Consider the following 19,182-nt stretch of genomic DNA (forward strand, 5'->3'; position numbering starts at 1 on the left):
GGGCACGCCAGGCGCTGACCGGGCTCGACGGTGCACGTCCGCGGCAGGTCACGATCGTCTGGACGCTCACGCGCCTGTTCATGTTCGTGATCCTCCTGCTGCCCGCCTACCCGACCAGCCCGGTCACCGGCGACACGACGCTGTACCGGCAGTGGGCCGAGCAGCTGGTCACAGGGCAGTTCCCCGTGGGCGATGACCGGTGGCAGTACCCGCCGCTGGCCGCGCTGATGATCGTCCCGCCGCACCTGCCCGGGACCGCCTACGCGTTCTGGTTCATGCTGTTCGCCGTGCTGCTCGACCTTCTGGTCCTGCGGCTTCTGCTGCGAGGCGGCCGGGCGGCGCAAGGCGCCTGGTACTGGACCGCCGGGCTGTTCCTCCTCGGCCCGGTCGGCTACTTCCGCTTCGATCTGCTGGTCACAGCGGTCGCGGTGTGCGCCCTGCTGGTCATCGCCCGATCGCGGGTCTTCGGTGTCGTGGTCGCGGTGGGGGTGCTGATCAAGGTCTGGCCCGCGATCCTGCTCATGTCCCTTCCACGTGACAGGTCCGGGTTCCGTGCCTTGATCGCGTCCGCGTTGGCAGGCGCGGGCATTGTGGGCGCGGTTTCCCTGGTCGCGGATGGGCAGTGGGGCTTTCTGCATGGGCAGAGTGGCCGCGGGATCGAGATCGAGGCCGTCCCGGCGGTTCCGTTTCACGTGGCGAGGCTCTTCGGCTGGGCGGGGTCGATCGAGTACCGGTACGGGTCCTGGGAACTGCTCGGCCCCGGTGTCCGGACGGCCGGGGAAGTCAGCATGGGGCTGACGCTGGTCGGTCTGGCGCTCGTCGCCGTCATCGCGTGGCGTCGCCGTCCGGACGCCTGGACCCCGGCGTTCGCCTGTGACCTGGCGCTCGTCGCGACGCTGATCATGACGGTCACGAGCCGTGTCCTGTCGCCGCAGTACATGATCTGGATCATCGGTGTCGCCGCCGTCTGCCTCGTTCACCGCGATACCCGGCAGGGTCCCGTCGCCCTGCTCGTGCTGGTCGCGGTCGCGTTCACCCATCTGGAGTTCCCGATCGCCTGGCATGCGGCCCGCGACGGTGAGCCGCTGGCGATCGGTATCGTGATGGTGCGCGACCTCGTCCTGATCGCCGCGCTGGCCCTTTCGATTCACAGGCTGTGGACGGGCCGGGCGAGTGGCACGAACGAGGTCAGGGCCGGTCGAGGCTGAAGTCGTCGAACGTTGCCAGGGTGGCCGGCTCGGTCGACAGGCGTCCTTCGCGTCCGGCCACGATTCCCACGGCGCCGGTCGGTAGCGGGTCCTCGCCGTCCGTCGCCGCAGCCACCTGCGCTCCGTCGACCAGTGCCTTGATCTCGACTCCCGACCCGGACGTCGTGCAGACCGCGGTGATCCGCGCGCCGGAGCCGGCGTTCGAGACGGCCGGCGACGCGGTTATCGCCAGTTCGATGCCGGAGCGCGCATCCCCTTTCCTGATCCTCACCCGCCCGTTCCGCATGAGCAGCACGTCATAGCGCCCTTGCCCGGCACTCCTGCAGAACACGCCGGCCTCGTCTGCGGGGTCCTGTGACTCGACGCGCACCGTAGCCGTGACCTGAACGTTCTCCGGCGGGTTCGATACGGGCGCCCGCTGAACCTGGTGGTATCCGTGCGCGATCTGAGAAATGGCGAAGGAGCCGTCCTTGTACTGCTCGTATTCTTCGTTCACGTGGCCGGTCTTCCAACCTGACTGCGGGTCGGAAAAGTCGTCCTTCAGCAGGCCGCCCGAGTCACCGCCCCGGCCCGCCCAGAGGAAAGCGGTCAGGCCGCCGGCGACGGCCAACGCCGTGACGGCGCCGACGAGCGCCACGCGGTGACGGGAGATGCGCCGGTCCGAGAAATAGCGGGTGCGGCCGTCCGAGGAGGGTGGGAAGGATGTGCCGGCGGGGATTTCCGGGATGGTCGGGCCGACCATCCCCACGGATTTCGCCGCTCGCTCGGTGTCGGACTGGCCGGTCAGTTCCTGCAGCAGCTGCGCCGACGTGGGACGCGCCACCGGGTCTTTGGCCAGTGCGCGGACGACGAGATCGCGCAGGGGCGGTTTCAGGCCGTCGAGCTGCGGTTCACCGTAGACGGTCTTGTAGAGGACCTCGCCCACGTTCTCGCCGTGGAACGGAAGCCGCCCGGTTCCCGCATAGGCCATGACGCTGCCCCAGGAGAACACGTCCGCCGCGGCCGTGATCGGTTCGTCGACGAGCCCTTCCGGCGCCATGAACGCGGGCGTGCCCATGCTCTGGCCCGCGCGGGTGATGCGGTGGTCGGTGCCAAGCCTCCGCGCGATCCCGAAGTCGATGACGCGCGGCCCGAACGGCGACAGCAGGATGTTCTCGGGCTTGAGGTCGCGGTGGACGACGCCCGCGCTGTGAATGGCGGCCAGGGCGGTCGCCACGCCGACGGCGAGGCCGTCCAGGTCCGATCCGCTGAGCGGGCCGTGGGAGGAGACGACGCGTTCCAGGGTGGGGCCTTGAATGTACTCCGTGACCACGTAGAACGGCTCGTCGTCCATGTTCGCGTCCAGGACGGGTGCCGTGCAGAACGGGCGGACCTGGCGGGCCGCGGTCACTTCCCGGCGAAAACGCTCACGGAAATCGGGGGTGCCCGTCATCTCCCGGTTAATGATCTTGACTGCCACGCGGCGGCCGTCCGGGGCCCCGGCCAGATGCACCGTCCCCATTCCGCCTCTGCCCAGCTCGCGCAGCAGCCGGTAAGGGCCGACCTGGCGGCCGGGGAGTGCGGCATCGTCCGTATCCGCCGAAGTCATGCGGTCGACGTTATCCAGGCCCGCAGGGTGCGGCAAGTAGCGTCCGATATAGGTCTTAAGGCCCAGGACGGGACCCATCGTGCGTGATGAGAGAGCGATTCGGTCGGGTCCGGGGACCCTGGGTAATTCCGGACACAAAACCTACCGTGCTGGGCCATGCGTGCTGTGCTCTCGGCCTGGCTGACATCGGGCGTCCTCGCCGTCATGGCCCTCCTCGCGCTGAAGGCGCTCGCGCCGGTGGACGGGGACGGCGGGCCGGTCGACGAGTACGCCCAGGTCCTGCGCGTCCATCTGCCCTGGCTGGTGTTCTGCGTCCTCATGGCCGTCGCCGCGGGCAGTTACGTCCGGGACTGGGCCACCGGATTCGGGCGCGCCCTCGCCGCGCTCCCCGCCCCCGTACTCGGCGGCCTCGCCACGGCCTTCATCGGCGTCCCATCGTCCGGCACGGCGGTGGGCCTGATCCTTCACCTGATCGAGGCCGTGCTCGGCGTCATCCTCGGGCTGGCCCTTTCCAAGGCCCTCTCCCAGCGATGGGACGCGGGCGGCGCGAACACCAGGGAGCACGGCGAATGGCGGAGGAACCGCTGATGGAAATGCGCATTCACGGCGGACCCGGGTCTCCTTTGAGTCCGTGGGCCCTATTGTTCCGGCCCAGGGGCCCAATATTCGCCGCCGGGTCGCATGGGGACCCAATCGGGGATCAGTCGCAGATTAGGCCTGGTGCGGGACCTGGGACTCTGGGCACGGCGGTCGCGGCGACCTTAATTTCAAGGAATGCTGATCGACCGTTCACGACACGCGCTGAAAGCCCGCAGACGCCGGGACCGAGGCGCGGGCAGCCTGGAATACGCTGCCCTTATCGTGGTCGCCGCGCTTGCCGTGGGCGTGCTCGGGTCGCTCATCTCCACGACCGCCGAAGGGCGCATTCAGAGCGCGATATGCGAGCTGTTCGGCTCGGAGTGCGGGGACGAGTCCCGGAACACGGCCGGCGGCGGCGACCAGGAGCCGCAGCCGAGGGAGCCGAGTCCCAGCCCGGGGCCGCCCGTCCCGCAGCCGGAGCCGTCCCAGGAGGAACTCGAGACCGAGGCGGCCCTCAATGAGACGCAGCTCGGCCGGGACGCGCTGGAATGGGTGGAGGACAACGGAGTCCGGGTCGTCTACCGGGCCGGCGGCGGGTCCTACTACGACGGTGACGCCAATGTCTTCTACATCGACACGAACCAGTCGCCGGAAGAGCGCGCGAACACCTTCGTACACGAGGTCAACCACGCCGAACACCGCGATGAGCCCGATATCGACGACCTCAGCCGCGAGGACTTCATCGAGCAGTCCATCGACGAAGAGGTCGAGGGCACGGTCGAGGCGATTTTGAACAATCAGCAGCTGCAGCAGAACAGGGGCGGGAACAATCCCCCCGATACCCTGCTGCAGCAGGAGTACGAAGATGCCTATGACAGTGCCATCGCAGACGCGAACCGCGCACGTTCCGCCGCAGGACTCCCGGTGCTCGACGCCGAGGCCGCGCGCGAGGTCGGTGAGCGGGCGGGGCGTGAGAGGGTCGAGCAGGCATTCGAGAATGGAGAGGTCGTTTCGTCCGTCGATGGTGATAAGTACGCCGACAACTATGGGGAGGCATGGGATGACGCACATGACTGTTTCCTGTGGATCTTCTGCTGACGGGTGTCGTTCCCGCCGCCTCGCCGTAGGTGTGGCGCTGGCGCTGGTGGCGCTGCTTCTCACCGGGTGCGCGTCGGCCTCCGGAACGGGCGGTGCGTCCGAGCGCAACACGCGGCCGGACGAGGGGACCCGCCAGACGATCAGCGAGGGTTTGCTGAAGAGCGGCAAGAACGAGGAGGCGCGGATCGTCAAGCTGGGCGGCAGCAGGCTGACCCAGGTCAAGACGCCCTTCCTGCGGAATTGGAAGATCTACCGTGTGGTGTACCGGCAGAGTTCGCATCCGGTCCTGCTCCACATCGCCACCGGGCACGGCCAGGTTGAACTGCTGACCGGTTCCCCGAAGGCGTTCGGAAGGGTGACGGAGGCCGACGGAGGCACCGTCGAGAACGCCGCCGCCGCGGCCACGCTCGCGCGCGTCTACGTCGAGACGACCCGTCCCGGCGGCATCCTCACCTACGTGGTCGGCCGGGTCGAGGACATCAAGTTCCGGCCCGGCATCACCGGCGACGCCGCCCGGCACCGCGACGAGATCGTGGCCGAGTACCGTCCGCGCATCAAGGCCCCGGCGGCCGTCGCGAACGAGAAGGGCTTCACAGCGACGGTCTATGTCGTGAAGGACAAGGCCCTTCAGCGGCACGACATCAAGGTGTCCGCGAAGGGAACCATCGAAGACGACGTGAAGACCCTGGTTCCCGACCTTCCCGTTCCCTACACACTCTGACCCCCGACGGTGTACACAGTGGACGTCACAGTGCTCGATGGAGGGGGCAGAGGTGCACGAGGCACTGGCGTTCCTCATCGCGGCGGCGTTCATGGTCGGTTGGGTCGGCAGCCTGGTGGGTCTCGCCCGGATGTGGCCCACGCGCGGCTGGCCGGAGACGACAGGGACGGCCGTGGACATCAGGGAGCAGGCACGCTACGAGGACGGAAACCGCACATCCTCTAGAAGTTGGAAGAGTCGGCCCAGGTCAAGTACAACCCGGCTCAGCCTGAGCAGTTCCGGCTGACCGGGTTCGGCCGCAGCGGGGCCAGCACGGGGGTGTTCGTGCTGTTGTTCGCCCCTCCCGCCGCTTGCCTCGAACTCTGGTTCTTCGTTTTTAGGTCCTGAGGCTCGTCATCGGGACGGCAGCCGGGCACCAGTACGACATTCGTTACGGTGGGCTGCAGTCGGCCTATGACCAGGCGGGCGCGTAGCGGATCATTTCGTCCGCGAGGATTTCCGGGCCGGTTCATGATCCCGCGAAAGGCGATTCTTGCGGGGGTCGTGATCGCCTTTCTGGGAAAGTTCCTGTTGATCGCCTTCTTTGGATTCATGCAGGACCCGGAAACGGAACCGGGTGCGGCCGCCACCGCGTTCTCGTGGACGCTCGGAACGGTCGTCCGGGCGGCCGGTGGCTATGTCGCGGCGCGGATGAGCGTCGGGTCGGGCAGGCGAAGCCGGGTGGCCGGTGCCGGGGCGACCGCCGGCGCCGTGGGATACGCGCTGTTCCTCGCGTTGATGGTGACGCTCGCCGCCCTCGGCGGTAACCCTGGATTCAGGCCGGTGACGTTCTCGGGCTGCCCGTCTGGACGGCTCAGGCCGCGCTCGGCGGTGGTCTCGCGGTGGTGTTGCATCGAAAGCGCATCACGTCCAAGGCGCAGACCTCCGCATGGGCCTACGGTTGACGACGCCATTTATCAATTGGGTCTCCGGGCCCTGTCGCGCGATTCACATGATCCTTAGGATCCGTATCCGGGGAAGTTTCTCGATCTCGTGATGATGGGGCCTAGATGCTGCGACGGATCAGATCCGCTGGCAGGTACGGGGGCGACGCGGGGGTCGCCACGTCCGTCCTGGTCATGGGCATGGCCGTGGTGCTGGCCGCGGGCTTTCTGGCGTTCGGCCGGATCGCCCAGGCCGGCGACATGCGCAACCAGGCCCAGATCGGCGCGGACGCGGCGGCGCTCGGTACCCTCGCGCCGCTGCGCGACCAGGCCGTCAACCTTGCGCTGACCGGTATCGACCCGTCGGCGGCGGGCTATTGGTCGGTGGGCTCGTCACCCGACTCGGCCGCGGAGAAGTTCGCCGACGAGAACGACGTGCGCGTGACGAAGACGCGCCTCAGCGGCATGACCGGCAATACGGCGATGGTGAAGGTCGCCACGCAATGGTGCCAGCTCAAGAACGAGGACGAGCTGACCGCGAAGGAGAAGGACGACCTTCGCAACAGGCGCAACCTGTGCACCGACAGCACCGGCGAAAAGGGCATCGGCCGCTCGGGGACGGCGACCGCCGTGGCGAAGATGTTCACGCCGGACTGCGACTTCTACTACTGGAATCCCGGTGAGCAGGCGACCGGCCTCGGCCCCGTCCGCCGGGTCGTCTGCGACGGCGTGCAGGTCTTCCCGCACGGCGACCGCGACCGCGTCACCCGGCTGTTCAAGATCCGGCTCGTCGACGACGAGGACCCGGTCGCCTACAACGGGATGCCGAACGGGCTCGGGTCCGGGGGCAGCGGCGCGGTCGTCAACCACTGCGCCAAGGACGAGGGCAAGACTCCGGCCGAGGATCTCAGTTTCGGCGCCGCGGTGGTGGCGTGGTCGCTGTGCTGGCTCGAGACCCCCTACGCGTGGGGCGGCGGCAACTACAGCGGGCCCACGCGGGGGATCTGCTGTTCACCCGGCGGATATGACGGACGGAACTACTTCGGCTTCGACTGCAGTGGCCTGACGCTGTACGCCGTCTACCAGGCGTCCAGGGGACGGATCGCGCTCGGGCACTACACCGGCAACCAGATCGCCGACCCTCGCGGCACACCGGTCCCGACGAACCAGCTCAAGCCGGGCGACTTGCTGTTCTTCGGTAACCCGACACACCACGTCGCCATCTATTACGGCGACAACAAGATGGTGGAGGCCCCGCAAACCGGCGACGTCGTGAAGATCTCCCCACTGCGTGAAGTGGACGCCGCCCGGAGATTCGGCTGAGGGGACGTTGTCCATCGGGCCTGCACGCCCCCGGCCGGTGGCCCGGACCGGACCGGACTGGCCGGCGGGCCCGCCCGCCGCTCAACGCGAAGGGCGGCCGCTGTGGCCGGGCGCTGTGGGCGGGCGCGAAGTTGTCCAGAACCTGGCGCTCAAGGCTTAAGGGCGGCCGCTGGGCGGCGGCCTCAAAGTCGTCCAAGGGCTGGTGCTCAACGCGAGGAACCCGCCGCTGGGCGGACGCGAAGTCGTCCAGGGCCCTGTGCTCAATACGACGGGCTGCGGCTGGACGGGGCTAGAAGTCGTTCGGGCCCGGTGCTTAACACGAGGGGTCGCTGCTGGACGGGCTCGAAGCGTCCAGGGCTGGTGCTCAACGCGAGGTGCTGTGGCTGGACGGGCTCCAAGTTGTCCGGGCCTGGTGCTTAACGCGAGGGGGTGCGGCTGGGCGGCTCGAAGTCGGCCGGCGCATATGGGGGCGGGCGTTCGGCCGGAGCGTCGGCGTGGGCCTGATCGGCTAGAACCCGCACGGAACACCGTCCGGCCCAACTGGCGGCACGGCGAGTCGAAGACGAGGTCGTGGCGTGATCAGTAGCCGGTGAAGCCGTTCGCGGCGGCGCTGCGGGCGCGCCGGCGTGTGAAAAGCCACCAGGTCGTGACCGCGCCGAGGACGCCGGCGACGGCGCCGGCCACGGTGGTCTGGGCGGGGGAGCTCTGGGCGACTCCCAAGACGATGCCGAGGAGCGTCGCCACACCGGGGACGAGCAGCACGGCGAGAGTGTGCCGGCCGCCGTTCTGCCGCTGCGGGAAGGGGTGCAGGACGGTGCTGGCGAGGGCCATCAGCGCGAACACGATGAAGGTCGGGAGCGCCGTCCACAGGAGCGTGCCCGTGACCGACTCCAGGTCGTCCTCGGACACGATCGCGCTGACGGCGACGCCGGCGGTGGCGATGCTGCCGACGAGGAAGACCAGGATGGCCGCGGTCCACGCTTTCACAAGATCCATGTCCGTCTCCGTCGTTCGGGGGTCAGGCCTTGACCGCGACGCTGCGCACGATCTGGTCCACCAGCGCCGGGGGGAGCTTGCTCTGCAGCCCGGTGAGCCGCACGACGGCCGCCTGCCGGCCGCCGATGACCAGGCCGATGTCGACGGCCTTGAGCGGGGCGTCGGCGGCGGCCCCGGCGGCGGCCTGGGGGTTGGGGTAGGAGTAGTCGACGCGGAACGCCTCATCGGCGCCCGGGACGTCGATCTTCTGGTTCGGGCCCCGCCGCACCCCGCCCATGTTGAACTGGACGACGGTGATCGCGGACTCGGTGACCAGTTTGGCGTTCGGGATCTGCGGCACGTCGGTGATCACGCCGATCCGGGCCTGGACATCGCCCTTCGCGGCGAGTTCGGCCAGGTAGGACCAGCCCTTCGGCGGCTTGGCCGGCTTCCAGTCCGGCGGGTGCGCGAGCCTGACCGCGCCCGAGGCGGCCGGGGTGAACCCGGAGGGAACCTTCGCCTGGGTGGTCTTCGAGGCGGACGCCGAGGGCTTCCCGGAGTTCTCCGATTCGTCGCCCGCGCATCCGGCGGCGGCGGCGGTCGCCGCGAGGAGGACCGACAGCACGACGCCCGTCCACCGCCGTCCGCCGGCCCCCGAACCCGAGTCCATCCGTCTCCGCTCCCTCATGTCCGTTCCCGGCGGCTGAAGCTCATGCCTCCGGGGACCGCGATTGTCACAGAGCGGCCGCGTTCACCGCGGCCACCGCCACGCCGACCGCCATGAGCAGCGGCCCGATCGCGACCAGTTGCAGGTAGTGCACGCCGAGCCGCTCGGCGGTGTCCTCGGGACGGGCGGGATCGTAGATCACCGTCACGGACCTCCCCGGCTTGGGACCGGGAAAGGAGTACAGCGAACTGGTGGCCTCGACGGGCCGTCCCTGCGCGGTGGTGAACCGGAACCGCCCCACGCGGCTCGCCGTGCTCGGGCCACCGGGGCCCATCACATCGTCCCGTCCGACGAAGACGCCGGCGGCGCGGACCATCCGGCTCTGGAGACGCAGCCGCTTCACCACTTCGTAGACGCCGCCGCACACCAGCGCGACCCCGAGGAGGACGCCGATCAGATTGCCCATCGTTCTCACCTTCCGGTGGGATTCGGCCGGTGGCCGCGCGCGTCAGTGGCACTCCTCGAAATCCTTCCACTCTCTCGTGCCCCCCGGGCCTTCGGCGCCCAGATACTCGGCGTCGGTGACCTGCCGGTTGGAGTTGGAGACGGCGTAGTTGGCGCCCAGTTTGAGGCCCAGCTTGACGCTCGCGCCGTACGAGGCGTCGGACTGGTCGTAGTCGTAGGTCACCTTGGACGTCTTGCCCTTGTCGTACAGCAGTTGCTGCAGCGGGTGCGCGCCCTCTCCCGGCGGCTCCGTCGGGGCCATGTCGTCCCAGGTGAGGCTGAGCAGCTGACCGCCCGGACCGCCGGTGTTGAACGGGTTGAGCAGATACTCGGCCAGGACCGCGCGCTCGGCGTCGGTGCTGATCGGCAGAGTGGTGGTGATCGAGGTGGCCTCGCCGTTCACGATGTGGATCTGGGTGAACGAGGCGCTCTTGATGTTGCCGTCCTTGTCCTTGGTGATGGTCATCGCGCCGGAGGCGTTCGCCCTGCCCTGCGCGCCCGGCACCAGGTGGTTCTCGCCGTAGTTGACCTCGCCCGTCAGCATGAAGGTCATGGAGGTGTCGCCGGTCTTCTTGTTGTCCTCGTAGATGACCCGCTCGGTGCCGCTGATGCCGACGTAGGCGTTCAGGTTCGGCGTGAAGCCGTTGCTGCCGCGGGAGTCGGGGACCTTGTCCTGCCAGGTCTCCCTGCGGTGCCTGCCCTGGTACTCCGGCTTGTCCCTGGGGCCGATGCCGAGGCCGGCGGTGAGCGAGCCGCTGACGTCCAGCTGGCCCTCGTAGCGCTCGATGTCCGGCTCGGGGATGTCGGGTCCGGCGAACGTGTCGTAGATGTTGCCGCCGATCGAGCCGAGAAGGCCGCCGTTCTCCTTCACCGCGTCGATGGAGTACTGCTCCTTGATGTCGCCCATGAATTCGGCGGCGTCGTCTTCGGCGTCCGGCCCCTCGAACACCCAGCCGTCGCCCGCGCCGACCCGGAGCGTGGCGTCCACGCTGGCGTCCGCCCCGACGTTGAAGACCTTCCCGGCGTTGATGCCGACGCCGATCCCGGTGCCCACGCCGCCGCTGACGCCCTTGACGGCGATGATCTTGATGGTCTTCTTGCCGTCGGGGCCGATCGTCGTGTACTTCAAGAACGCGTAGTCGCGGCCGACGGAGAAGATCGCCACATCGATGGAGCCGCCGTAGCTGTCGCTGGTCAGGCCGGCCAGGCACTTGGGCTTGAGCGCCAGGTCATGCCGCGACTCGCATTCGCTGTCGTCCGCCGTGAACAGCTTGCAGAGCGCGTACTTGACATCGGCCCCGAACGTGCCGGGCGAGACGACGCTGACCAGTACGCCCAGCATCAGCGCCGCAACGGCGATGAGTGCGGCGTACTCCTTGGCGCTCGCACCGGCGTCAGAACGTCGCTCGCGCGGGAGTTCCACCGAGGCCACCCCTTCACCGAGAATTCAGCCGAGAAGGTGCGAAGATACGACGCCGGCCGGTGGAGGGGACAGGGCACGGAGACCTAATCCAAAGACCCAGTTATTCGGGATCGAAATCCTCGTGGAATTCGGGGGCCATGTTTCCCGGTGGGCCCGGAGACCCAAGCACGGCCCCGACGCGGCCGGCGGTGTGAGGTCGGGTGGGCCGGGGAGCGACTCCAGAGCGGTATCCCCACAGGATGTTCATGTCGGAGCCGATCGCCCGGAAAGCCTGCGTTCAGGCCACATCGGCGGTTCGCCCGGGGTAGGCCCTGGGGCCCATGTGCGCGGGCCCGCCGCCGTCCCGGGCGAGCCCGCCCGTCCCGTGCGGCGCCGGCTTCTCCGCATGCTCCAGCCGGTACTCCACCTCGATCTCGGGCGCCTAATCGAGATCGGCGGTCACCCAGATGTGCGCGACTTTCATCTCGTACCCCGTGGGGACGATTTGGCGCGACCATTGTAGGAAAGGGCGACCCGCGCAAGTCGGCAATCGAGCCCACGTCAAACTCGGGGGTGTTCGAATTGGGCCCCAGGACCCTGGGCTCGACCACGAATCCCCAGTACAGTTCACGCCGGAGATTGTGCGGCGTCAGATTGTTCGTGAGCGACGGTCGCTCGATCGGCCCATCGGATCGCGACCTCCCGTACGGGTCCGTCCGGGCTAGGGTGCCGGAGTCAGTACCGGATCGGGGCGAGGTTCGATGGTCGGATTGGTGTTGGTCCCCGTGGGACTCGTCGTCGGCCTGCTGCTGGCGCCGATGGCGGCACCGTTCGTCGGCGACGTCCCGCGCCGCCGCCGGATCCTGATGGGCCTGGTCACCGCCGCCGTCTACGGGATCCTCGGCTGGCGCGTCGGGCCGGAGCCCGTCCTGGTGGCGCTGCTCTACCTCGCGGCGATCGGCACCCTCCTCGGCTTCATCGACGTCGAGGTCAAACGGCTGCCCGACCGCTTCACGCTGCCCTCGTACGGCATCGCGGCGGCGCTGCTGGCCGCGGCGGCCCCGTTCACCGACGACGGCCTGCGGCACTTCCAGCACGCGCTCATCGGGATGGCGGTGCTGTTCGTCCTCTACTTCGTCCAGGCGTTCATCGCCCCCTCCGGCATCGGGATGGGGGACGTGAAGCTCTCGGGCGTCCTCGGCCTCTACCTCGGCTGGTTCGGCCAGGACGCCTGGGTCGTCGGCCTCCTGGCCACCTATTTCTTCGGCGGACTCGTCGGCGTCGGCATCATGATCGTCCGCCGCACCCGCAAGGGCGAGTTCCCGTTCGGCCCCTACATGCTCGCCGGCGCGCTCATCGCCGTGCTCTCCTTCTCCACGGGCTGAGATCAGGCGCAGAGGTCCTCGCCGGCCTTGACGCCTCCGCCGATCTTGCCGATGGGCGGCGGGGACAGACGCAGCCCCTTCTCGCCGATGACGAGCCGCACGCCGCCCGCGGGAGCCGTGGCGTCGGCCGTGAGCAGCGCGTCGGGGACGTCCCGTGCGAGCGTGGACGCCTGCGCCTCCGCCGGCGCCGCGTACACGATGCGGCTCTCGGGCACCGCCGCCGCCTTCTCGACTTTTTTCCCCACCTTGTACCCGCGCCGTCCGAGCTGCTTCACCACCCGCTTGACCAGCGCGTCCTTGCCTCCGGCGGCGACGACCGTGACGTTCACCTCGCCCGGGGCGGGCGGCGCATGCTTGGCCTGGACGGGTTTGACCGGCTCCGCGGGCAGATCGTTGTCGTGCCGGATCGCCTCGAACAGCGGCTTCGCCAGCTCCTGGTTCCACTGGACGCGGTTGGGGTCGGGCGCGTACCGCTCGACCGGGACGGTCACGAACCGTACCTGTCCCGCGCTCATCCCCCGGAGTCCGTCGGCCAGCTTCCGCATCGCCGACAGGTCGAGCTCGTCATCGGTCGTGATCGACTTGGTCGCGGCCTTGAGGAACTTGTACGTCTTCGCAGGATCACGGAGAACGGAATCGGTCGCCTTGTCGACGACCGCGGCCATGAACTTCTGCTGGCGCTCGATCCGCTCCAGGTCGGACCCGTTCCCCAGCGAGTAGCGGGCCCGCACGTAGCCGAGGGCTTTGTCGCCCTTGACGGTCTGCTTGCCCGCTTTCAGATACAACTCCGCCCTCGGGTCGTTCACCGGCTTGTCGACGCAGATCTCGACGCCCCCCAGCGCGTCCACCATCCGCTTGAAACCGGAGAAGTCAATCTGCACGAAATGGTCGATGTGAATGCCGGTCAGCGACTCCAGCGTCTTCCACGTGCAGGTCGGACCGGCGAACGCGAACGCGGAGTTCAGCATTCCGAACCGCGCCGGAACGGTCCCGTCCTTCTCCTTCTTGCACGCGGGGATCTTCACCATCGAGTCGCGCGGGAAGCTGATCCCCACCGCCTGGTCCCGGTTCGGGGACAGATGCAGCAGGATCGCCGTGTCCGACCGCGCCCCCGACATCCCGGCCGTCGCGTACTCCGCGTTGTCGCCTTCCCGGCTGTCGGACCCGAGCAGCAGGATGTTGAGCGACTTGTTCAGCTTCTCCGGCCGGTCATCCCCGAGCTGGTCGCTGACGTCCTTCTGCTCGATGCCCCCCATGAGATCGCGATACAGCCACACGCCCCCCGCCCCTCCGAGCAGCATGACGACGACCAGCCCGAGCGCGGTCCGCCGCAACACCTTCCGCCGCCGCGACCTCCGCGGCCTTTTCCCGCCGTCCTCAGCCTCGACCCCACCGCCGTCCTCCGGCTCGACCCCACCGCCGTCCTCGGACCCCACCTCACCGCCGGCATCACCGGCCCGCACCGCATTGACCGACCCCCCGGCGCCTTCCCCTGCACCCCCCGTTCCGCCACCCGCAGCACCCCGCCCAGACGAGTCCGCACTGCTAGCAGCCTCATCACCGCTCCGGGGACCCGACGCCTCGTCGCCCCCCTCCTCCTGCGTGCCTTCACCGTCGCTGTCTGGGGATTCACCGCTACCGGTCCCGCCGCTCCCCTGGGGGATCTGCGAGGCGTCGCGGCCCTCCTCCTGCGCGCCTTCGCCGTCGTTGTCCGGGGAATCATCGCTGCCGCTCTTGCTGCTGCCCTGGGGGATCTGCGCCGCGTCGTCGACCGACTGCTGTGCGGTCTCCGCACCGCCATCCGGTGCGTCCTGGCCGGACGGGGACACGCGGCCGACCTCGCCGCTGCGCTGAGGCGCGAACGCCGCTCCGCCGCTCCGCCGCGGGCTTCCGCCTTCAAGGTCTGCGGCGCTTTCGGCGGACGCGGCCGTGCCTTCGGAGGCCGCGTCGTCGCCCTGGACGGACAGGGCCGAGTCGTCGGCGGTCGATGATCCGGGGGTGGGAGTGTCTGCCGGTGATTCGGGGGTGGGAGGGTCCGTCGGGGAGTCGGCAGGAGTGGTGTGGGCGGCCTTGTCCCCCGCGAGATCGTCGCGGCCGGGGTCGTTGTCGCTCATCGGTCCCGTCTCGGCGCGGGCCCTGTCAGGGCGCGTGGTTTACGTGGTTCGTCAGTCTATGAAGGCGGCGGGATCCACGGGGTGCGTGCACCTTCACATATTGGACACTCGACACCCCCGATGTGTTGACAAGGAAGCAGAAAACGGACACCGCGGGGCCGGGCAGGCGGGGGATTTCCGTACGATCGTTTCCGTGAATGCGGGGTGGGTGATCGGCGGTCGGTTCACCATGCTCGACCGGATCGGGATGGGAGGAACGAGCCGTGTGTGGCGGGCGTACGACCACGGGGAGGGGCGCTACTGCGCGGCCAAGCTCGTCCGGCAGCGAGGGCCCACGTCGATGCTTCGGGTCGTCCGCGAGCGGGCGTTGCGGCTGGCGCATCCGCACGTGCTGACGCCGTACGCGTCGTGCATGGCGGACGACGATGTGCTCCTCGCGATGGACCTGGTGAGCGGCGGCTCGCTGGAGACGCTCCTCGGTGACTACGGCCGGCTTCCCCCGGCCTACGCGGCGGAGGTACTCGACCAGTTGCTGGCCGCGTTGAGCCACATCCACGGGGCGGGTGTCGTGCACAGGGACGTGAAGCCCGCGAACATGCTGCTGGAGCCCAGCCCGGTCGGGGCACCGCACGTCCGGCTGGCGGACTTCGGGATCGCGCTGGGGGACGACGGGATGCGGTTCACCACGACGGGCTTCACCGTGGGAACGCCGGGATACCTGGCGCCCGAGGTGCTCGACTGGAACCGTCCGGGGCCGCGCCAGGATCTGTACGCCGCCGGCATGGTCTGCTGGCGGATGCTGACCGGGGCGGGCGACCCCGAACCGCGCCAGCGGGTGGGGGCGCCGCCCGCCGGGGTTCCGCCCAGGCTGTGGGCGGTCGTCGCGCAGCTGTGCGCCGCCGACCCGGCCCGGCGTCCGGGCGACGCCGACGCCGCGCGCCGGGTTCTGGCCGCATGCGGTTTGCAGTTGCAGTTCCCCGTCCGCACGCTGGACGGGGAGCGCCTGCAGATCTTCGACCATCTGGGCCCGCCGCCCCGTTGACCCGTCAACCGGTGCCCGCGGTGACCTGTCGGCCGCCGCCCGTTGGCTCGCCGACCGGTCCCGCGGTGACCGCCGGCCGGTGCCGCGCTGACCAGTCGGCCGGTGCCGTGGTGCACCGCCAGCCGGTGCCGCGCTGACCCGTCGACCTGTGCCGCGCTGACCAGTCGGCCGGTACCCGCGGTGACCCGCTGGCCGCCGCCCCGTTGGTTCGCCGACTGGTGCCGCGCTGACCAGTCGACCTGTGCCGCGCTGACCAGTCGACCTGTGCCGCGCAGACCAGTCGGCCGGTGCCGCGCAGACCAGTCGGCCGGTGCCCGTGGTGAGCGTTGCGCTCGGCGGGCCCGAGTCGGGGCGTGGCGGGGTCAGGAGTGGGTGGCTGAGATGACTACGCGGCGGTTCTTGGCGCGGCCTTCCGGGTCGTCGGAGCCGTCGGGCCTGGTGTTGGGAGCGGCCGGTTTGGTCTCGCCGTAGCCGGTGGCCTTCAGGCGGGAGCGGTCGATGCCGCCCTTGGTGGCCAGCCAGTCGACGATGGCCTGCGCGCGGCGTTCGGAGAGCGTCTTGTTGGACGCGGGGTCGCCCTTGGAGTCGGTGTGTCCGTCCACCTGGACGGTGGCGCCGGACGGAACCTCCTTCCGGATCGACCGGGCCACCTCGGCGAGCCCGTTCGCGGCGTCGGGCTTGATGTCGGCCTTGCCGAAGTCGAACAGGACGTCCGCCTCGATGTTGTAGGCGATCTTGTCCTCCCCCTTGATGACCTGGCCCGGACCGGCGACGTACGACTTGAGGGATGCGGACGGGACGCTCACCGAGCGGACACTGACCGACGGGACCGATACGGAGGGGACGGAGATGGCCGGGATGCATTCCCCCTTGTCGTTGCAGGCGCTCGGACGGTACAGCGCGGGCCGGTAAAGGGAGGGCCGGTAGAGCGACGGCCGGTAGAGGGAGGGGCGGTACACAGAGGCGACGTACTGTCCCTCTTCGGAGGGCTTGCCCTGGCAGACCTCCGGCTGTGCGACCGCCGCTTGGGTGACGGGCGCCTGTGTCACCGCCGGTTCCTCCACCGGCTCGGCGTTGATGCCGGGGCCCCGGACGCCGGGGATCCGCGCCGCTGGGATGGCGGTGCCCGGGATCGACGTCCCCGGGATGGCGACCGCGCCGAGGCAGCCGCCGGGCGTCGGCTTGTGCTCGACGCACTGCGCGGGGATGTGCGCGGCCGGGATGTCGACGCCCGGGATCGTCACGGCCGGGATCTTCTGGCCGCCGACGGTCGCCGCGGGGATGTGCACGGGGTCGGCGTGGACGGCGGGAATGTCGACGGCCTCGATCAGCCGGCCGCCGTTCGGGCAGCTCGTCGGCTCAGGCCCGGGGGAGGGCGGCGGGGTGGAGACCGGCGCGGTGCCCGTGGACGCGCTACCCGCCTTGTTCTTCGGACGGCCGTCGTCCCCTAAGCCGCATGCGGACAGGGCAAGGCCGGTCGCCACCACGGCGACGAGGATGCGTGACACGCGCTTCACGGTGGTCAACCCTTCTCGTAGGTGATGTCGACTCGGCGGTTCTTGGCGCGGCCCGCGGGGTTGTCCTTGCCGCCCTTCTCGTTGTCGGCGACGGGCTCGGTCTCGCCGTGGCCCTTGGCCTCGATGCGCGGGCCGGACCCCTGCAGAGCGCGCCGCAGTTCGGCCTTGACCGCCTCGGCGCGCTCCTTCGAGAGGGTCATGTTGTAGTCGTCGGAACCGACCGAGTCGGTGTGGCCGGACACCCGGACGGTGCCCTTGACGTCGCGCAGCCGTTCCGCGAGTGCGGTGATGCGCCGTTTGGCGGCATCGGTGAGCGTCGCCTTGCCGAAGTCGAACAGGACGTCCGCCGAGATGCGGACGGTGACCTGCCGGCCGTCGTCCTCCTCGGTCTCCAGCGGGACGACCGCTTCGGACAGGTTGATGTCGCGCACGTACTTGGCCGCTTCGATGGTGTGCACGGACTTGGCGATGTTGGCGTCGGGGACGTCCGGGGCCGCGCCGGCCACCGCCGGTACGGCCATCACCAGGCCGAGGACGCTCGTGACGAGGATCGTGCGACGCATGCCGGTCACCGCTCGACCGGGATGTTGCGGAAGGTGGGCCATGAACCGATCTGCACGTCCACGACCTTCACGTTCTCGGGCGGTGCGGCGAAGGTGTAGGTGAAGTTGCCGGTCTGGTTGTTGGCGATGTGCGTGAAGATGTCGTCGGTCTCCAGTTCGTCGCCGCTGGAGTCCTTCACGACCACGTATCGCTTGAGGTTCACCGGGTCGATCAGCGAGGTGCCGAGGCCGTTCCTGCCGTTCAGGTTGTAGGGGTTGGGGTTGTCCTCGCCGCCCGGCGGGATGTGCGGGGTGAACTGCGTGCTGAGGATTGCCAGCTTGCCCCTGACCTTGATGCCCATGATCGCGATGTCGACCTTGGCGCCGGGGGCGATCGGGGTGTCGAAGGTCCCCTTGGTCACCGGGTCTCCGGCGGCGTCGAAGCCGGGTTCGCCGCCCTCGACGGTCTCGCCCGCCGTGCCCCCGGACCGCTCTCCGCCGGACGCGGACTCGGAGCCGCCCTCCAGCACGGAGCAGCCGGTCAGCCCGGTGAAGAGCAGCGCTGCGGCCGCGGCGATCGCCAGCCGATGTGAGAGACGCATGTTCGGTCCTCCCTGGTTTGTCGCATATGCAAACGTCATCTTCCGTGGCACCATAGCTAGGAGCGCAGTCTCGTGTGTGCGTTCGCGAATATAGTATTTGCACTTGCGAATCGTCAAGGGGGTTGATGAGGTTGGCCGTCGCCGAGGACACGGTGGTCCGGAACCGCGCGCTGCAGACCGAGTGGTACGGCGAGCCGCTCGGCGAGCGCGTCCGCCCGCTCCTCGACCGGCTCGCGCTCTCGCAGTCCGGCCTGGCCGGCGTGCTCGGCCTGTCCGCGCCGATGCTCTCCCAGCTCATGTCTGGCCAGCGGGCGAAGATCAGCAACCCGGCCGTGCTGCACCGGCTGATGGCGGTCGAGGAGCTCGTCGCCGGGCCCGCGTTCGACGCGATGACCGCCGCCGAGATCAAGGAACGCCTGGAGGAGATCCGGGGCGAGTCGGCGGCCACCACCACGGGGCTGCGCGTCACCACCCCCGAACGCGTCCCGTCCGGCCGCGCCTCGGGCGAGCATCCTCGCGCAGGAAACCACTCCCGCGATTCCGGCGAGCATCCCCGCGCCACCGGTGAGCGGGCGGTGGGCGACCAGGCCGCCGGCGCCCGGGGTCCCGCCGAGTCGGCGCGCCTCGTCCAGACCGTCCTGCGGGAGGTCGCCTCCGCGGCCGAGATCGAGGCCGCCGCCGCGCTGATCGCCGAGCGCTACCCGGATCTCGCGGAGGTTCTGCGCGTATACGGCACCGGCCGTGCGAGCGAGGCCGAGGCCCACTTCATCCGGACGATCCTCGGCCAGGTGTAACTCTGGGGGGCTGGAGGACGGTCATGCCGTAGTGCACTCGTCTCGATTCCGCTGGGCCATAACAACTGGCTATGGATGGCGGGCGGTGCCAACGGGGCGTCGGGGGGCTAAAGTCTGTGGTCAGGCTCACATGCGGGTCTGGCTGTTGTGTATGTCACAGCCACCGGAAGGTGGCGTAGGGTCGCTTCGCTAGAAGCG

The 19,182-nt window shown here is 69.4% G+C and carries 19 protein-coding genes; 10 read left to right on the plus strand and 9 right to left on the minus strand.

Annotation, left to right across the window (positions count from 1 at the left end; all coding sequences use genetic code 11):
* Nucleotides 1-80 precede the first annotated feature (80 nt).
* The gene (locus tag AB0C35_RS28400) at nucleotides 81-1,208 is read left to right on the plus strand and encodes a glycosyltransferase family 87 protein (RefSeq protein ID WP_358462029.1); all 1,128 of its coding nucleotides are present in this window, start codon (nucleotides 81-83) and stop codon (nucleotides 1,206-1,208) included.
* Here the strand turns inward: AB0C35_RS28400 and AB0C35_RS28405 are convergent.
* On the minus strand, nucleotides 1,189-2,874 hold the full coding sequence (locus tag AB0C35_RS28405) for a serine/threonine-protein kinase (protein ID WP_358462032.1): 1,686 nt from the start codon (nucleotides 2,872-2,874) through the stop codon (nucleotides 1,189-1,191). The two genes, AB0C35_RS28400 and AB0C35_RS28405, sit on opposite strands and share 20 nt — an antisense overlap.
* 78 nt (nucleotides 2,875-2,952) lie before the next feature.
* Between AB0C35_RS28405 and AB0C35_RS28410 the strand changes: the two genes are divergently transcribed.
* The 6 genes from AB0C35_RS28410 (at nucleotide 2,953) to AB0C35_RS28435 (ending at nucleotide 7,440) form a co-directional block, all read left to right on the plus strand.
* Nucleotides 2,953-3,384, plus strand: coding sequence for a hypothetical protein (locus AB0C35_RS28410; protein WP_358462034.1), 432 nt, complete (start codon nucleotides 2,953-2,955; stop codon nucleotides 3,382-3,384).
* 186 nt (nucleotides 3,385-3,570) lie between these two features.
* On the plus strand, nucleotides 3,571-4,473 hold the full coding sequence (locus AB0C35_RS28415) for a hypothetical protein (protein WP_358462037.1): 903 nt from the start codon (nucleotides 3,571-3,573) through the stop codon (nucleotides 4,471-4,473).
* A 31-nt stretch (nucleotides 4,474-4,504) separates the two neighbouring features.
* The gene (locus tag AB0C35_RS28420) at nucleotides 4,505-5,194 is read left to right on the plus strand and encodes a hypothetical protein (RefSeq protein WP_358462040.1); all 690 of its coding nucleotides are present in this window, start codon (nucleotides 4,505-4,507) and stop codon (nucleotides 5,192-5,194) included.
* A gap of 228 nt (nucleotides 5,195-5,422) precedes the next feature.
* A complete protein-coding gene (locus tag AB0C35_RS28425; protein ID WP_358462043.1) occupies nucleotides 5,423-5,581 on the plus strand; it encodes a hypothetical protein in 159 nt (52 codons plus the stop codon).
* A 123-nt stretch (nucleotides 5,582-5,704) separates the two neighbouring features.
* The gene (locus AB0C35_RS28430) at nucleotides 5,705-6,196 is read left to right on the plus strand and encodes a hypothetical protein (RefSeq protein ID WP_358462046.1); all 492 of its coding nucleotides are present in this window, start codon (nucleotides 5,705-5,707) and stop codon (nucleotides 6,194-6,196) included.
* A 47-nt stretch (nucleotides 6,197-6,243) separates the two neighbouring features.
* Entirely contained in the window at nucleotides 6,244-7,440 is a 1,197-nt protein-coding gene (locus AB0C35_RS28435; RefSeq protein ID WP_358462049.1) for a C40 family peptidase, read from the plus strand.
* 579 nt (nucleotides 7,441-8,019) lie between these two features.
* On the opposite strand, the gene AB0C35_RS28440 is transcribed toward AB0C35_RS28435, so the two are convergent.
* The 4 genes from AB0C35_RS28440 to AB0C35_RS28455 all read right to left on the minus strand — a co-directional run bounded on the left by AB0C35_RS28440 (nucleotide 8,020) and on the right by AB0C35_RS28455 (nucleotide 11,009).
* A complete protein-coding gene (locus tag AB0C35_RS28440) occupies nucleotides 8,020-8,436 on the minus strand; it encodes a hypothetical protein (RefSeq protein ID WP_358462052.1) in 417 nt (138 codons plus the stop codon).
* A 22-nt stretch (nucleotides 8,437-8,458) separates the two neighbouring features.
* Complete coding sequence (locus AB0C35_RS28445) at nucleotides 8,459-9,085, minus strand: hypothetical protein (protein ID WP_358462055.1); 627 nt, start codon at nucleotides 9,083-9,085, stop codon at nucleotides 8,459-8,461.
* 64 nt (nucleotides 9,086-9,149) lie between these two features.
* Nucleotides 9,150-9,548: a DUF3592 domain-containing protein gene (locus AB0C35_RS28450; RefSeq protein ID WP_358462058.1), complete on the minus strand. Its 399-nt coding sequence runs from the start codon at nucleotides 9,546-9,548 to the stop codon at nucleotides 9,150-9,152.
* 42 nt (nucleotides 9,549-9,590) lie between these two features.
* Nucleotides 9,591-11,009, minus strand: coding sequence for a hypothetical protein (locus AB0C35_RS28455; RefSeq protein ID WP_358462061.1), 1,419 nt, complete (start codon nucleotides 11,007-11,009; stop codon nucleotides 9,591-9,593).
* A gap of 752 nt (nucleotides 11,010-11,761) precedes the next feature.
* Here AB0C35_RS28455 and AB0C35_RS28460 point away from each other — a divergent pair.
* On the plus strand, nucleotides 11,762-12,373 hold the full coding sequence (locus AB0C35_RS28460) for an A24 family peptidase (protein ID WP_358462064.1): 612 nt from the start codon (nucleotides 11,762-11,764) through the stop codon (nucleotides 12,371-12,373).
* 2 nt (nucleotides 12,374-12,375) lie between these two features.
* Here the strand turns inward: AB0C35_RS28460 and AB0C35_RS28465 are convergent, their stop codons facing one another.
* Nucleotides 12,376-14,487 carry an LCP family protein gene (locus AB0C35_RS28465; RefSeq protein ID WP_358462067.1) on the minus strand — a complete coding sequence of 704 codons (2,112 nt, stop codon included), beginning with the start codon at nucleotides 14,485-14,487 and terminating at the stop codon, nucleotides 12,376-12,378.
* 193 nt (nucleotides 14,488-14,680) lie between these two features.
* On the opposite strand from AB0C35_RS28465, the gene AB0C35_RS28470 reads away from it, so the two are divergent.
* Complete coding sequence (locus tag AB0C35_RS28470; protein ID WP_358462070.1) at nucleotides 14,681-15,529, plus strand: serine/threonine-protein kinase; 849 nt, start codon at nucleotides 14,681-14,683, stop codon at nucleotides 15,527-15,529.
* 362 nt (nucleotides 15,530-15,891) lie between these two features.
* On the opposite strand, the gene AB0C35_RS28475 is transcribed toward AB0C35_RS28470, so the two are convergent.
* From AB0C35_RS28475 to AB0C35_RS28485, 3 genes are read right to left on the minus strand one after another with little or no spacing between them, the layout of a single operon-like run.
* Nucleotides 15,892-17,037, minus strand: a complete 1,146-nt coding sequence (locus tag AB0C35_RS28475; RefSeq protein WP_358462073.1) for an OmpA family protein — start codon at nucleotides 17,035-17,037, stop codon at nucleotides 15,892-15,894.
* 14 nt (nucleotides 17,038-17,051) lie between these two features.
* Complete coding sequence (locus AB0C35_RS28480) at nucleotides 17,052-17,609, minus strand: OmpA family protein (protein ID WP_358462076.1); 558 nt, start codon at nucleotides 17,607-17,609, stop codon at nucleotides 17,052-17,054.
* A 5-nt stretch (nucleotides 17,610-17,614) separates the two neighbouring features.
* On the minus strand, nucleotides 17,615-18,190 hold the full coding sequence (locus AB0C35_RS28485; RefSeq protein ID WP_358462079.1) for a hypothetical protein: 576 nt from the start codon (nucleotides 18,188-18,190) through the stop codon (nucleotides 17,615-17,617).
* A gap of 125 nt (nucleotides 18,191-18,315) precedes the next feature.
* Here AB0C35_RS28485 and AB0C35_RS28490 point away from each other — a divergent pair, with 125 nt between their 5' ends.
* A complete protein-coding gene (locus AB0C35_RS28490; RefSeq protein WP_358462082.1) occupies nucleotides 18,316-18,984 on the plus strand; it encodes a hypothetical protein in 669 nt (222 codons plus the stop codon).
* The last annotated feature ends 198 nt before the right edge of the window (nucleotides 18,985-19,182 follow it).

This window comes from Spirillospora sp. NPDC048819, assembly GCF_040650055.1.
Taxonomy (GTDB): Bacteria; Actinomycetota; Actinomycetes; order Streptosporangiales; family Streptosporangiaceae; genus Spirillospora.

Bases quoted from the DNA above. Each gene is read 5' to 3' on its own strand.
- AB0C35_RS28450 (WP_358462058.1), bottom strand. From the start codon at position 9,548: ATGGGCAATCTGATCGGCGTCCTCCTCGGGGTCGCGCTGGTGTGCGGC.
- AB0C35_RS28490 (WP_358462082.1), top strand. From the start codon at position 18,316: ATGAGGTTGGCCGTCGCCGAGGACACGGTGGTCCGGAACCGCGCGCTG.
- AB0C35_RS28410 (WP_358462034.1), top strand. From the start codon at position 2,953: ATGCGTGCTGTGCTCTCGGCCTGGCTGACATCGGGCGTCCTCGCCGTC.
- AB0C35_RS28400 (WP_358462029.1), top strand. From the start codon at position 81: ATGTTCGTGATCCTCCTGCTGCCCGCCTACCCGACCAGCCCGGTCACC.
- AB0C35_RS28440 (WP_358462052.1), bottom strand. From the start codon at position 8,436: ATGGATCTTGTGAAAGCGTGGACCGCGGCCATCCTGGTCTTCCTCGTC.
- AB0C35_RS28465 (WP_358462067.1), bottom strand. From the start codon at position 14,487: ATGAGCGACAACGACCCCGGCCGCGACGATCTCGCGGGGGACAAGGCC.
- AB0C35_RS28415 (WP_358462037.1), top strand. From the start codon at position 3,571: ATGCTGATCGACCGTTCACGACACGCGCTGAAAGCCCGCAGACGCCGG.
- AB0C35_RS28430 (WP_358462046.1), top strand. From the start codon at position 5,705: ATGATCCCGCGAAAGGCGATTCTTGCGGGGGTCGTGATCGCCTTTCTG.
- AB0C35_RS28485 (WP_358462079.1), bottom strand. From the start codon at position 18,190: ATGCGTCTCTCACATCGGCTGGCGATCGCCGCGGCCGCAGCGCTGCTC.
- AB0C35_RS28405 (WP_358462032.1), bottom strand. From the start codon at position 2,874: ATGGGTCCCGTCCTGGGCCTTAAGACCTATATCGGACGCTACTTGCCG.
- AB0C35_RS28480 (WP_358462076.1), bottom strand. From the start codon at position 17,609: ATGCGTCGCACGATCCTCGTCACGAGCGTCCTCGGCCTGGTGATGGCC.
- AB0C35_RS28435 (WP_358462049.1), top strand. From the start codon at position 6,244: ATGCTGCGACGGATCAGATCCGCTGGCAGGTACGGGGGCGACGCGGGG.
- AB0C35_RS28445 (WP_358462055.1), bottom strand. From the start codon at position 9,085: ATGGACTCGGGTTCGGGGGCCGGCGGACGGCGGTGGACGGGCGTCGTG.